Below are 14,573 nucleotides of genomic sequence, written 5' to 3' on the forward strand. Positions count from 1 at the left end.
GCCTCCGCGAATCAACCGCAGATCGCATACGGTGATTACCTCATCCCATCATTTCGTGCAACGTATTGCACAATGAAAAACGTTCTGATAGGTGATGGGGCAGAAATGGCTGAAACCGACGGCTCGAATCCGAAGCAAGGCGGCCAGCAAATCGCAAAATGACCCCGCTTCGGGGTGAATTGGGAGAGTTTGAACTATGTCGGTCGTCACCGAACTCGGCTATCTTGGCCTTTCCGTTTCCGATCTCGCTGCCTGGCGCGCTTACGCCGCCGAAGTCGCCGGCATGGAAGTCGTCGATGAAGGCGAAGGGGATCGGCTCTATCTGCGGATGGACCTTTGGCATCACCGCATCGTTCTGCACGCTGATGCAAGCGATGACCTGGCCTACATGGGCTGGCGCGTGGCCGGGCCGCAGGAATTCGCCGCGATGCAGGAAAAGCTGAGCGCGGCGGGCATCCCCTTCACCGTAGGCAGCGAGACCGAGGCGCGCGAACGCCGGGTTCTCGGGCTGCTCAAGCTGGCCGATCCGGGCGGCAACCCGACCGAGATCTTCTTCGGCCCCCAGGTCGATACGCACAAGCCGTTTCATCCTGGCCGTCCGATGTTCGGCAAGTTCCTGACCGGCTCGCAAGGGATCGGGCACTGCATCCTGCGCCAGGACGATGTCGAGGCAGCGGCCCGGTTCTATGAACTGCTCGGCCTTCGCGGGTCGGTCGAATACCATCTCCACCTGCCCAACGGAATGGTCGCCCAGCCCTATTTCATGCATTGCAATGACCGTCAGCACTCGGTCGCCTTCGGCCTTGGGCCGATGGAAAAGCGCATCAACCACCTGATGTTCGAATACACCGATCTCGACGATCTCGGTATGGCGCACGACATTGTGCGCGGGAAGAAGATTGATGTAGCGCTGCAGCTTGGCAAGCACGCCAACGATCAGGCTCTGACCTTCTATTGCGCCAATCCGTCGGGTTGGTTGTGGGAGTTCGGCTGGGGCGCCCGCCACTCGACCGGCCAGCAGGAATACTACACCCGCGACATCTTCGGCCATGGCAACGAGGCGGCTGGCTACGGGATGGACATTCCGCTGCTCTGACAATCGTCCATTTAGCTCGATTCTTGACAGGAAAACAGGTTGATCATGTCAAACAAGTTGCGACTTTGTGAAGCTGCCAGCGTGAAGGACGGCGAGCCGGTTGCGGCATTCGCCGAGGGAATGCCCGCGCTGGCCGTCTATAATGTCGATGGCGAGATTTTCGTTACCGACAATCTTTGCACCCACGGCAATGCCATGCTGACCGACGGATATCAGGATGGCGACATCATCGAGTGTCCGTTCCACGGCGGCTCGTTCGACATCAAGACTGGCGCAGCCAAGGCTTTCCCCTGCCAGGTGGCGATCGTCTCCTATCCGGTCGAGATCGATGATGGCTGGGTGTGCATCACGAAACCGGAAGGAGCAGCCTGATGGGGCTTCCCTCCCTCGAACAGATGCAACTCCAGCACGTTGCGGCGCAGCTCAATGCGCTGCACGCCGAGCTGATCGACGATGACCGCCTTGAGGAATGGCCCGATCTGTTCGAGGAAAAGTGCCGTTACAGCGTGATCTCGGCGGAGAACCACAATCGTTCTCTCAACCTTGCCGCCGTGTTCTGCGACAGCCGAGGGATGCTGGTTGACCGCATCGTTTCACTGCGCCGCGCCAACATTTTCCCGGCCCACGCCTATCGGCACATTCTTGGTCCGACCCGCGTGGTTTCGTCGAACGAGCAAATCGTCTCCGCGCAGACGAACTACGTCGTCCTGATGACGCGCAATGATGGCCAGACCTCGATCTACAATTCCGGAAAATACATCGATGCAATCGACTTTTCCGGTGATGCGCCGCGCTTCGTTTCCAAGACCGCGATATTCGACACGCACCTCATCGATACGATGATGGTCCGGCCGATCTAACAAAAAAATTGAAAGCATCGAACGATGGCCACTGCCCAGCAAACAGACAATGTGAAGCAAGATACGTCGGCTGCCGGATGCCGGGTGCCGTACCGGGTTTTCACCGATCGCCAATACTACGAACGCGAGCAGGAAAACATCTTCAAGGGCGAATGCTGGTCGTTCGTTGGGCTTGAGGCCGAAGTTCCGCAGGCAGGCGACTTCAAGTCGACATTTGTGGGCGAAACGCCGGTCATCCTGACGCGCGACAGCGATGGTGGGGTCCATGTCGTGGTCAATCGCTGCGCCCATCGCGGCGCCCTGGTCTGCCGCGAAGTGCGCGGCAACCGCGCAAGCCTGGAATGCGTCTACCACCAATGGGCCTACGATCTGAAGGGGAACCTGATCGGGGTTCCCTTCCGCCGCGGCCTCAAGGGGCAAGGAGGGATGCCGGGCGATTTCGACATGTCCCAGCACAATCTTCGCCAGCTGCGCACCGAATCCGTTGGCGGTCTGGTGTTTGCCTCGTTCTCCGAAACTGTGGAATCCTGCCGCGATTTCCTCGGCCCGATCGTGGTCGAGCAGATCGGGCGGATCATGTGCAAGCCGATCACCGTGCTGGGCGACCAGCGCCAGCGGATCCACGGCAATTGGAAGCTCTATGCCGAAAACACCCGCGATCCCTATCACGCGAGCCTGCTGCACCTGTTCCACAACACATTCGGTCTTTACCGCTCGACCCAAACCGGCAAGGCGCTGATGGATTCGAGCAAGCGCCATTCGCTGCTCTATTCGATCGCCGCCAGCAACGACGATGCCGCCGACAAGCAGGCCTACGGCGATTCGCGCACCTTCGACACCGAGTTCAAACTCCAGGACATGTCACTGCTGAAGGGCCGCCAGGAATTCGATGACAATATCACGCTGGTCATCCTGGCGGTCTACCCCAACCTGGTCCTTCAGCAGATCCAGAACACTCTCGCGGTGCGCCAGACGGTGACCTACGGGCCGGATGAATTCGAACTCGTCTGGACCCATTTCGGCTACCAGGATGACGACGAGGAGATGCAGGCGATCCGCCTCAAGCAGGCCAACCTGATCGGACCCGCCGGGCTGATCTCGATGGAAGACGGCGAAGCGGTGGAAATCGTCCAGAACGCCATCGTCGGCGAAGAGCGCGCCACCTCCTACATTGCGATGGGCGGGGGCCGCGCCGAGGATGCCGACCACCTCGTCACCGAAGGCGCGATCATTGGCTTCTGGGACAATTATCGCGAAATGGTCGGCTTCGACCTGGAGCCGGCATGACCCGCACGATCGACTTCTACTTCGATTTCATCAGCCCGTTCAGCTACCTCGCGCAGCTGAAACTGCCGGATATCGCCCGCAAGGCGGGTTGCGAAGTCGCCTATTGGCCGATCGACATCCCCGAGGCCAAGATTGCCGCCGGCAACTATGGACCTTCGAACCGCGAAGTGTTGCCCAAGATCAAGGTCATGAAGGCTGACCTCGAGCGCTGGGCCGAACGCTATGGCGTCCCCCTCACGTTCCCCGCCAGCTTCGACTGCGCGGACTGGAACTGTGCGGTGCTGTTCGCCAGCCAGCATGGCAAGGCAGAGCCCTTCGTGACCGACGCCTACCGCCGGATCTGGGGCCTTGGTATCGATCCACGTGATCGCAACGAACTTGCAGCCTGCGCCACGGCAGCGGGCCTCGATGCCGACGCACTCATCACTTTTGTCGAATCCCCGGTCGGCCAGACCGAATATCGCAAAGCGCGAACCCAGGCGATCCAGCGCGGCGTGTTCGGTGCACCGCTGATGTTTGTCGACGACAAGATTTTCTGGGGAAATGATAGGTTAGATTTTCTCGCCGAATATTTGAACAAATAATAATGAATAAAAATAATATATAATAACTTGGGAGATTGAAATGAATTACGGGAAATCTTACGCGGTCGCTTTGTCCGCAGCAACCGCGCTGACGCCGCACCTGGCCCTGGCGCAGAATGCCGACACCCCTGAAGCGCAAGAAGCAAAGGCCGAAGATCAAACCGGTCTGGGCGACATCGTCGTCACCGCCACCCGGCGCGAAGCCAAGCTGCAGGATGTGCCGGTCGCGGTCACCGCGGTTACCGGCGACGCTTTGGCCTCGGCCGACGTTTCCACTGTGCGGTCGCTCACCCAGGTGGTTCCGGGCTTCATCGGCAGCCGCAACATGGGGGTGTTCCAGCCGGTGGTCCGCGGCGTCGGTTCGACCGGCATTTCGGTCGGTGACGAGCCTAATATCGCAACCTATGTTGACGGCGTCTATCAGCCGGAATCCGCCGCCAACTGGATCGATCTGGTCGAGGTCGAGCGGGTCGAGGTGCTGCGCGGGCCGCAGGGCACCACGTTCGGCCGCAACGCCACGGGCGGACTGATCAACGTCATTACCCCCGATCCCAGCTTCGACTTCCGCGGCAAGGCTTCGCTGCGCGTGGGGCGGATGCGGCGCGATGCCGGTGATTACGATGCCCGGCTCTATTTCTCCGGCCCGATGGGCGACAAGGTCGCGGCGGACTTTGCCGCGCTGTTCCGCAAGAACGATGGCTATATCGACGATCTGGTCCGCGGCGGCACACTTGGCAACCAGCGCGTCATCGACCTGCGCAGCAAGTTGCTGTTCAAGCCGACCGACAATTTCAAGGTGGTCCTGACCGGCGAATACTTCAACCAGGAAAGCACGACCAATTCGCCGCAACCGCTGGACGGCAACACTGCGGGCCGCAACTGGCCGGGCGTGATCATTCCGACCGATGCCTGGCAGGCGTCGTTGACCGAGGTGCCGCTGCTCAATCTCACACGGTGGAGCTTTGCGCTCCACACCCGGCTCGATCTGGGCAGTGTGCTGCTTGAGACCACCTCTGGGTTCCTCAATCTGCGCTGGCAGCAGACCACCGATGGCGATGCCTCGAACATCAAGCTTTCGAACTTCCCGGCAGTGTTCGAAGCGGAATCGGGCAGCCAGGAAATCAAGCTGAGCTCGGCCAACCCCGGTCCCTTCCAGTGGCTGGTCGGCGGCTATTTCTACCAGTTCGGCGGCGGCGCGCCGGTGCTTCAGCCTTGGAGCACGACCAACCCCGCTTTGCCTTTGGCCGGACCGTCTTTGACACCCAAGCTCGATGGGCGCTCGTTCGCAGGCTTCGCCGAAGGCACCTATGAGGTTCAGCCGAACCTGTTCATCACGCTGGGCGGGCGCTATACTACCGAAACGCGGTGGTTCAGCCAAAGCAACAATGGCGTGTTGCTGGTCAATCACGTTTCAAAGACGTTCAACAAGTTCAACTACAAGGTCGGCATCCGGTATGAGGTGACCGACAAGACCAACGTCTATGCCACCTACAGCACCGCGTTCAAGAGCGGGGTGTATAACATGGCGGGAACCGGCGGCACCCCGGTCAATCCGGAAAATATCAAAGCGGCAGAATTCGGGATCAAGTCCGATCCGCTTGACTGGCTGCGCACCAACCTTGCCGTCTATTACTATGATTACAAGGGCCTGCAGTTGCAGTCGAAGGCCCCGACCGGCCCCGGATACATCCTGCAGAACGCCGCCAATGCCGAAATCTATGGTGGCGAATTAGAAACCATCATCAGCCCGGTCCGCGACCTCCGGCTGCGCGCGGCGGTTGCCTATACCCATGCCCGCTACAAGGATTTCCCGAACGCCCAGGGCTTTGCGCCGATCGTCAACGGCAATGGCGACTATGCCGGCAATGTCGCGGCGCCGTTCGATGCCTCGGGCAAGGTCATGACCCGCGCGCCGGAATGGTCGGGCAATGTCGGGTTCGATTGGGGCCATGATGTCGGCAACGGCCGCGTCACCCTGGCCGGAAACCTGCTGTGGAGTTCCAGGGTCTATTACGACTTCGCCAACAGATTCTCGCAGCGGCCCTACACCCTCACCAACCTTTCGGTGAATTGGCAGCCCGGAAGCGAAGCCTTCAAGATCGGCCTGTGGGTAACCAACCTGACCAACGCGAAAGTGCTGCAGACCGTTCGGCCCAGCACGCTGGCCGTCGACGGGTTCTACGAACAACCCCGCAAGATCGGGGTCACGATCGAAACAAAATTCTAATTCAAACACAATCATAGGGAGAATGGTAATGATGGCGAGCAACCTGAGCATACGCAGACTTGCGCTTCGGACAAGCGCTTCGGCCATAATCGGGCTAGCCTGCCTTGCCCCGGTTTCGGCCTATGCCCAACAGGCGGCCGCAAGTGAGCAGCAGGCCGAGGAACAGAATTCCGGCGGCCTTGAAGAGATCACTGTCACCGCGCGCAAGCGGTCCGAGAACCTGCAGGAAACGCCGGTCGCGATCACCGCGATGACCGGGGCGATGCTCGAAGAGAAGCAGATCGTCAACGTCGCGGAAGTTGCCAAGTTCGCACCGAATGTCAGCATTTCACCGGTGGCGAACATCTCGGGTTCGAGCGCCTCGATCACCGCCTTCATCCGCGGCGTGGGCCAAACCGACTTCAACATCACTGTCGATCCCGGCGTGGGTGTCTATGTCGATGGCGTCTATGTTGCCCGTTCGGTTGGCGCGCTGCTCGACATGGCCGATGTTTCGAGCGTCCAGGTCCTGCGCGGTCCGCAAGGCACGCTCTTCGGCAAGAACACCATCGGCGGCGCGATCGTGGTCAATTCGGTGGAGCCGCAGAAGGACTTCGACATGAAGCTCGAAGCGGCGACCGGCCGGTTCAACCGTGCCGATTTCAAGGGCATGATCAACGTGCCGCTTGGCGAAAATCTGGCGATGCGGGCCGTTGCCTCGTACGAAACCCGTGACGGCTATCAGAAGCGCCTGTTCGACGGTGGTCGCCAGGGCAACAAGGACAGCTTCGGTGGCCGCGTTGCGTTCAAGTGGGAACCGACCGACAAGTTCACTGTCAACCTCAGCGCGGATATCAACATCCGCCGCGAGGAAATGGCTGCTTCGACGCTGGTCAACCTTTTCGAATCGCCCAACCTGCTGCAGGTTGTCGACTTGAATGGCCGAACCGTGGTTTTCCCCAGTTCGACTTATGCTTGGAACAAGTTGCAGGGCGGCGCAGGTTTCTGCGGTGCGGACGGGCAACTGGCACCGGTCAACGACCCGCGCTGCGCCACCACGCAGTGGATCACCGGCGATATCGATTCAACCTGGTCCGGTGCCAAGAACCAGTCGGATTTCGACCTGTGGGGCACGAACCTGACGCTGGATTATGATTTTGGTGACATCAACCTGAAGTCGATCAGCTCCTATCGCGATCAGAAGGCCACGATCCAGTTCGACTTCGACGGAACGCCACATCCCTACCTCAACCTGACAAACAATATCGATCTGTGGCAGGCTTCGCAGGAATTCCAGTTGACCGGCAGTGTCCTGAATGATCGGGTGAAGTTCGTTCTGGGCGGCTATTACCTGAAGGAAAAGGGCCAGGACAAGAACAACCTGCTGTTCGGCTTCGCTGACTTCTTCAGCGGCGGCAAGATCGACAACGACAGCTATGCTGCCTATCTGCAGGCAACGATCAAGGTGACCGATCGTCTTTCGATCACGCCGGGCATCCGCTATACCGACGAGACCAAGCGGTTCGATCCTTCGTTCCAGACCATCAATGTTGATTACACTGCTCCGCTTGGGCAGGCCGGCATCATCCCTTACCCCCAGGGCGTGTTCATCGCCTTCAGCCAGTGCGTGACCGGCCAGCCAGTGCCCTTGCTGGTGACCGATCCGGCGAGCCCGCTGTTCGGCTTCCCGCTGCCTGGAGGCTGCGCACCAGCCGCCACTAACCCTGGTGGAAACCACACGATGCCGGCGGTCCAGGTTGCCGCCAAGGCCAAGGAATGGACGCCGGCAATTTCGGCTGACTACAAGATCACCGACGATATCCTGGTCTATGCCTCCTATTCCAAGGGTTTCAAGAACGGCGGCTTCACGCAGCGAATCTTCCCGGCTGAACAGGTTGCGCCGTCGTTCAGGCCCGAATTCGTGGAATCATACGAACTCGGCCTCAAGACCGAGCTGCTGGATCGCCGTCTGCGCCTGAACCTCGCCGCGTTCATGTCAAACTACGATGACATCCAGGTCGTCGTCAGCGAAGGCATCGCCCCCCGGGCACGAAACGCCGGTTCCGGCCGGATCAAAGGCTTCGAAGTCGAAGGCGAGGCGGCTCCGACCGATTGGCTGCGCCTGACCTTCGGCGTTGGCTATCTTGATGCCTATTACCGCTCCATTGATCCGTTCGCGTTCCCCGTGAACCTGAACTCGAAGTTCGCCTTCGTGCCGGAATGGACCGGATCGGCCTCGTTCAACGCCGACGTCTATGAAGGTGACATGGGCAAGCTGACGCTGCGCGGAGACTGGTCGTACCAGAGCGAAACCTTCAAGGATGCGATCAACAGCCCGCAACTGCGCCAGCCTGGCTACAGCGTCTTCGGCGCTAGTGCTTCGTTCACCGAGAAGAGCGAGCACTTCACCGTGACCGCTGGTGTGACCAACCTGACCGACGAACGCTATATCCAGGGCGGTTACGTCGATCCGTTCGTCGCCGGGACAGCGCTGGCAACCTACTCGCGCCCGCGCGAATGGTTCCTCAAGCTCGCCTACAAGTACTAAGACCCAATACCCGAGGGCGGCGGCACGCCGCCGCCCTCACCCCTGTTGTGGCACCGTCCACGAGCCTGCCAGACACCTCGCCGCCCAATTTGGTATTGGCAACTTGTCTTGCGGCCAAAGGAGCAATGTCTTGGGCGTTACGATCCCCCCGCTCGAGCGCAGCGATTTCCTGACCGGCCAACCACTTGTCGACGGCACCGAGATCTGTGCCGGCTCTACCTACGCGGTCACTAACCCGGCAACCGGCAAAACGCTGGCGAATGTCGTCAAGCTGGGCGCTGCCCAGACGCGTCGGGCAATTGAAAGCAATTCCCGCGCCTTGATCGATTGGCGCAAGCGGCCCGCTCAGGAACGCGCGCGCCTGCTGCATGACTGGCTGGCGCTGGTCCGGCTCCATCGCCACGATCTTGGTTTGCTGATGACCGCCGAACAGGGCAAGCCGCTGGCCGAGGCGCTGGGCGAGGTCGATTACGCCGCCAGCTTCATCCAGTGGTTCGCCGAGGAGGCGCGCCGCGTCTATGGCGAGGTTATTCCAGGCAGCGCTGACCGGCGGATCATCGTGATCCGCCAGCCGGTTGGGGTAGCGGGGGCGATCACGCCGTGGAACTTTCCCGCCGCGATGATCACCCGCAAGGTCGCGCCAGCGCTGGCGGCGGGCTGCACCGTCACCCTCAAGCCGTCCGAACTCACCCCGCTGACCGCTTTCGCCCTCGCGAAGCTCGCGCTCGAAGCCGGCATCCCGCCCGGCGTGTTCAACGTGGTCTGCGGCGATGCTCCGGCCATTGGATCGGTCCTGACCAGCCATCCCGATGTCACCAAGTTCACCTTCACCGGTTCAACCGCGGTGGGCAAGCTGCTGACTGCGCAATGCGCCACCACCCTGAAACGGGTTTCGATGGAACTGGGCGGCAATGCCCCGCTGCTGGTTTTCGACGACGCCGATCTCGATCAGGCGGTCGAGGGGACGATCGCCTCGAAATTCCGCAACACCGGGCAGACCTGCGTCTGCGCCAACCGCATCCTGGTTCAGGGCGGGATCCACGACCGTTTCGTCGAGGCGCTGGCCGCCAGGGTCAGCGCGTTCACGGTCGGCAACGGGCTTGAGGGCGCAACCGATCAAGGGCCGCTGATCACCCGGGCCGCCTTCGACAAGGTCCAGGGCCATGTCGCCGATGCAATAGCGCAAGGCGGCGGCATCGTCACCGGGGGCAAGCGGCACGGGGCGGGGGAACTGTTCTTCCAGCCGACCGTGCTGACCGGCGCGAACCCCGCCATGCGCCTCGCGGACGAGGAGACCTTTGGCCCGGTCGCGCCCGTGTTCCGCTTCGATACCGAGGCCGAGGCGCTGGCCCTGGCCAACGCCACCCGTTCCGGGCTGGCTGCCTATGCCTTTACCCGAGATATCGACCGGGCCTGGCGGGTCGCGGAGGGCCTCGAAACCGGCATGGTCGGGATGAACAACGGCATCGTCTCGACCGAAACTGCCCCGTTTGGCGGCATCAAGGAATCGGGTCTGGGCCGCGAAGGTTCCCGCCACGGCATCGATGAATTTCTCGAGATGAAGACGATCAATCTGGGCGTCCGGTCGTGAGTCGCACCACGCTTATGGAAATACGAAAAGCGTTGCGCAATGCGGAACGCGTTGTATAGTGTTGGCAAAGATCGGGAGACGGATTACAGCATGCCCAGCAAGGACCGGCCTTGCGCGACCTTGATCGCGATGCGCTCGCAGGCGGGATTTCTGCGGTGAAACGCATGGTCGTCGGCATCACCGGTGCGACCGGATCGGTCTATGGCCTGCGGTTGCTTGAGCTGCTGCGCGAAGCTGGCGGCTGGGAAACCCATCTCGTGTTGTCTCCGGCCGCCCTGCTCAACATTCGCGAGGAATTGCCCGATGGCAAGGCCAGGCTCGAAGCGCTGGCCGATGTCGTGCATAACGTCCGCAATGTCGGCGCCTCGATCGCCAGCGGTTCGTTCGTGTGCGAAGGCATGGTGATTGCACCCTGTTCGATGCGCACGCTGGGCGCGGTCGCCCACGCGCTGTCCGATAATCTGATCACTCGCGCCGCCGACGTGATGCTGAAGGAGCGCCGTCGCCTGGTGATGATCACCCGCGAAACGCCGCTCAACCTGGCGCACCTGCGCAACATGACGGCCTGCACCGAAATGGGTGCGGTGATCTTCCCGCCGGTGCCGGCCTTTTATTCGCGGCCTACCTCGCTGGCCGAGGTGGTCGATCACAGCTGTATGCGGGTGCTGGATCTGTTTGGGCTTCACGCGAAGTCGGAGAAACGCTGGCAAGGCCTGAGCAAAGAGGCGGCAAACCTCGTTCCGGCCTTGGCGCAAGAAGAAGGGAACTAGAGAATGGCGTGGGATGTCAGCCGTCGCACCGTCATGAGCGGGGGTGCCGTGGGAGCGGCAGTGGCCGGTCTGGGGATCGGTCGCAGCGCCTTGGCGAAGCGACCACTGAAGATCATTGTCATTGAGGAAGCAGAAGTCCCCGAAAGTCGGCTCTTTGCCGAAACCTTCGTCAATTCGGGACGTGCGGCAAAGGTGATCCGGATCGACCGGACGCTCAATGGCCTGCTCCATGAACTCGCAATTGGCGAAGGTGTGCTCGTCGGCCTGACTTCCGACCCGGCAGCCATGATTGCCGAACAGGTTCTGCTAGCCGACGGCGCGCGCCCGTTGCTGAAATGGGCGCATCATTACCGCAAAATGCGGTGGGAACACCGGACCGACGGCGCTCCGGCGCTGCTCGCGCGGGCCAGCACCGGCTGGCCGACCGTTCTGGCCAACCACATGCAGGATGCGCTTGGCGGGAGCCGACAGGCTCCCGATCTGCGGTGCGAATCGGGCCATTGCGGGCTCGATGGAAAGAGCCCCGGCATGCTGGTTTCGTGGGCATTCGAAGTAGGAGTACAACAGTCGTGAGCACGCGCATGCCCCATGGCGTCGACGCCGCAACCTTTCGCAAGGCGCTGGACGAACTGGCCGCGATCGTCGGCAAGGAATGGGTCTTTGTCGACGAACTGCCGCTGTCGGCCTATCGCGATGCCTATTCGCCGCTGGCCGATGGCGAAATGCTGCCTTCGGCTGCCGTCGCACCGGCAAACATGGAACAGATCCAGCAGGCGTTGAAGGTCTTCAACGCCTACAAGCTGCCGATCTGGACCTTCGGCAACGGCCGCAATTTCGCCTATGGCGGCCCCGCCCCGCGCCAGTCGGGCTATGTCATGTTCGATCTCAAGCGGATGAACCGCATCCTCGAGGTCAATGAAAAGTACGGCTACGCGCTGGTCGAACCCGGGGTCTCCTATTTCCAGCTCTACCGGCATCTGCGCCAGATCGGCAGCAAGCTGTGGATCGATCCGGCGGCACCGGGCTGGGGCGGCGTGATGGGCAATGCGCTTGAACACGGTGCGGGCTACACGCCTTACGGCGATCACTTCGTGATGCAGTGCGGCATGGAAGTGGTCCTCGCCGACGGTCAGGTGGTCCGGACCGGTCAGGGCGCGATCGAGGGTTCGCAGCACTGGCAATCGACCAAGCACGCCGCCGGCCCGCATTTCGACGGCATGTTCACCCAGTCCAACTTTGGCGTGGTGACCAAGATGGGCATCTGGCTGATGCCCGAGCCGCCCGGCTACAAGCCGTTCATGATCACTTACGAGCGTGAGGAAGACCTCGCCGCGATCTTCGACGCGGTCAAACCACTCAAGGTCAACCAGGTGATCCCCAACGCGGCGGTGGCGGTCGATCTCTTGTGGGAAGTGTCCGCCAAAACCACGCGCCGCCATTACTTCGACGGCAAGGGCCCTGTCCCGGATTCGATCCGCAAGAAGATCGCTTCGGATCATGGCCTGGGCATGTGGAACTTCTACGCCGCGCTCTATGGTCCGCCGCCGATCATCGAGAACAACTGGAAGCTCGTCGAGGAAGCGATGATGAGCATCCCGGGCGCCAAGCTGCACCTTAACCGCGAAAACGATCCCGCCTGGGACTATCGCGTGCGGCTGATGCGCGGCGAGCCGAACATGACCGAATTCAGCATCATGAACTGGATCGGCGGCGGCGGGCATATCAACTTCTCGCCAATCTCTGCACCCGACGGCAAGGAAGCGCTGAGCCAGTACAACCTGATCAAGCAGCGCTGCCACGATTTCGGGTTCGACTATATCGGCGAGTTTCTGGTCGGATGGCGCGACATGCACCACATCCTGATGATCATGTACGATCGCGCCGACGAGGCCATGCGCAAGAGCGCATACGACCTGTTCGGCAAGCTGGTCGACGAGGCAGCGGATGCCGGCTTCGGCGAATACCGCACCCACCTCGCCTTCATGGACCAGATCGCCAAGACCTATAAGCATAACGACGGGGCGCTGTGGGATCTGCACCACCGGCTCAAGGACGTGCTCGACCCCAACGGCATCCTCTCGCCCGGCAAGCAGGGTATTTGGCCTCAGGCGATGCGCAGCCAGGCATAGTCGCCCGGTCGACCGCACAATGCATTCAAGGATTGAAAGACCATGACGCAACTTGAGCACTGGATTGGCGGCGGCGCCGTCGCCGCAACTGGCGGGACCTATTTTGACGATCTCAACCCGGTCGACGATTCGGTCTATTCCCGCGTGCCCGCCGGCACTGCGGAAGACGTGAACCGCGCGGTCGAGAACGCGCATCAGGCATTCTTGCAGCATCGTGATCTTACCGCAGCGGTGCGCGAAGGGTGGATCGCGAGAGCTGCCGAGATCATGGAACGCGATACCGCCAAGTTCGCCGACGTGCTGGTCGACGAGATCGGCTCGCCGATTGCCAAGGCCGGGTTCGAAACCCGCTTCGCGGTCAGCTTCCTGCGCGCGGCGATCGGTGTGCCGCGCCGGATTCGCGGGGAAACGATCCCATCGGACACGCCGGGCCGGTTCAGCATGAGCCTGCGCCAGCCGGTGGGCGTCGTTGCCGGGATCACCCCGTTCAACGTGCCGCTGATCAAGGGGATCAAGCAATCGGCCATGGCCCTGGCCACAGGCAACGCCTTCGTGCTGCTGCCCTCGGAAGCCGCGCCAATGATCGCCGATCTGCTCGCTAAATTGTGGAAGGAGGCCGGCGTTCCCGACGGCTTGTTCAACGTGGTCTACGGCAATGGCGCGGAGATAGGTGACGTGCTGACCGGCCATCCCAAGGTCGCATCGATCACCTTCACCGGGTCCTCGCGCGTCGGCAAGCACATCGCCGAAATTGCGGCGCGCAACCTCAAGAAGTATACGCTGGAGCTGGGCGGCAAGAGCCCTCTGGTGATCTGCGCCGATGCCGATCTGGACAAGGCGGTTAACGCCGCGCTGTTCAGCATCTTCATGTACCAGGGCCAGGTCTGCATGGGGGCCTCGCGGATCTATGTCGAACGGCCGATCTTCGACCAGTTCGCCAAGGCCTTCGCCGCCGCGACCAGCCGGGCGAAGAGCGGCGACCTGCGCGAGCCGACCACCATGCTCGGCCCGATAATTTCGGAGCGCCAGCGCGACCGGGTCCGCCGCCATATCGATGATGCCCGAACCAAAGGTGCCGAGGTTCTCGCGGGCGACGAATGGACTGGGAACTGCTGTTCGGCCACAGTCTTGCGCGGCGTCACCGCTGAAATGACCGTGTTCGAAGAAGAAACCTTCGGCCCGGTGACCTCGCTCTATCCGTTCGACACGCTCGAAGAAGCGCTCGAACTTGCCAACAACACCGAATATGGCCTTAGCGCCTCGATCTTCACCAGCGACATCGACAAGGCCCTGGCTTTCGCCCAGCGGGCGGAAGCGGGCATGGTCCATATCAATGCCCCGACCCTGCACGACGAACCACACGTTCCGTTCGGCGGCACCAAGGCATCGGGTTTTGGCCGCGAAGGGACCGAAGCCGATCTCGAAATCATGACCGAATGGAAATGGGTCACGATCCAATCGGCAACTGCTGGCACTGGCGGACACTGATCGGCGGGATGCAA

Annotated in this window: 12 protein-coding genes; all 12 read left to right on the forward strand. The window is 61.4% G+C overall.

The annotated features are described in order from the left end of the window. Positions 1–196: 196 nt before the first annotated feature. Entirely contained in the window at positions 197–1,096 is a 900-nt protein-coding gene (gene bphC, locus B0I00_RS15025; protein WP_100868239.1) for a biphenyl-2,3-diol 1,2-dioxygenase, read from the forward strand. Between the two features lie 45 nt (positions 1,097–1,141). Beyond that, a complete protein-coding gene (locus tag B0I00_RS15030) occupies positions 1,142–1,468 on the forward strand; it encodes a non-heme iron oxygenase ferredoxin subunit (RefSeq protein ID WP_100868240.1) in 327 nt (108 codons plus the stop codon). Further along, complete coding sequence (locus tag B0I00_RS15035; RefSeq protein ID WP_100868241.1) at positions 1,468–1,956, forward strand: aromatic-ring-hydroxylating dioxygenase subunit beta; 489 nt, start codon at positions 1,468–1,470, stop codon at positions 1,954–1,956. Before B0I00_RS15030 ends, B0I00_RS15035 begins: the two co-directional genes overlap by 1 nt. 24 nt (positions 1,957–1,980) lie before the next feature. Beyond that, positions 1,981–3,243, forward strand: a complete 1,263-nt coding sequence (locus B0I00_RS15040) for an aromatic ring-hydroxylating dioxygenase subunit alpha (RefSeq protein ID WP_100868242.1) — start codon at positions 1,981–1,983, stop codon at positions 3,241–3,243. Further along, positions 3,240–3,827 (forward strand): 2-hydroxychromene-2-carboxylate isomerase, encoded by a 588-nt coding sequence (locus B0I00_RS15045; protein WP_100868243.1) that lies wholly within the window; start codon positions 3,240–3,242, stop codon positions 3,825–3,827. The genes B0I00_RS15040 and B0I00_RS15045 overlap by 4 nt, the downstream gene beginning before the upstream one ends. Before the next feature lie 70 nt (positions 3,828–3,897). Next, on the forward strand, positions 3,898–6,054 hold the full coding sequence (locus B0I00_RS15050) for a TonB-dependent receptor (RefSeq protein WP_232730291.1): 2,157 nt from the start codon (positions 3,898–3,900) through the stop codon (positions 6,052–6,054). Between the two features lie 28 nt (positions 6,055–6,082). After that, positions 6,083–8,581 (forward strand): TonB-dependent receptor, encoded by a 2,499-nt coding sequence (locus B0I00_RS15055; RefSeq protein ID WP_100868245.1) that lies wholly within the window; start codon positions 6,083–6,085, stop codon positions 8,579–8,581. Positions 8,582–8,711: 130 nt separating this feature from the next. Then, positions 8,712–10,172 (forward strand): NAD-dependent succinate-semialdehyde dehydrogenase, encoded by a 1,461-nt coding sequence (locus tag B0I00_RS15060; protein WP_100868246.1) that lies wholly within the window; start codon positions 8,712–8,714, stop codon positions 10,170–10,172. Between the two features lie 110 nt (positions 10,173–10,282). Next, a complete protein-coding gene (locus B0I00_RS15065; RefSeq protein WP_408635255.1) occupies positions 10,283–10,942 on the forward strand; it encodes a UbiX family flavin prenyltransferase in 660 nt (219 codons plus the stop codon). A gap of 33 nt (positions 10,943–10,975) precedes the next feature. Further along, positions 10,976–11,515, forward strand: coding sequence for a hypothetical protein (locus B0I00_RS15070; RefSeq protein WP_232730292.1), 540 nt, complete (start codon positions 10,976–10,978; stop codon positions 11,513–11,515). Further along, positions 11,512–13,071 carry an FAD-binding protein gene (locus tag B0I00_RS15075; protein ID WP_232730293.1) on the forward strand — a complete coding sequence of 520 codons (1,560 nt, stop codon included), beginning with the start codon at positions 11,512–11,514 and terminating at the stop codon, positions 13,069–13,071. Before B0I00_RS15070 ends, B0I00_RS15075 begins: the two co-directional genes overlap by 4 nt. 42 nt (positions 13,072–13,113) lie before the next feature. Then, positions 13,114–14,559, forward strand: a complete 1,446-nt coding sequence (locus tag B0I00_RS15080) for an aldehyde dehydrogenase family protein (RefSeq protein ID WP_100868249.1) — start codon at positions 13,114–13,116, stop codon at positions 14,557–14,559. The last annotated feature ends 14 nt before the right edge of the window (positions 14,560–14,573 follow it).

Origin of the sequence: Novosphingobium kunmingense, assembly GCF_002813245.1 — a bacterium.
GTDB lineage: Bacteria > Pseudomonadota > Alphaproteobacteria > Sphingomonadales > Sphingomonadaceae > Novosphingobium > Novosphingobium kunmingense.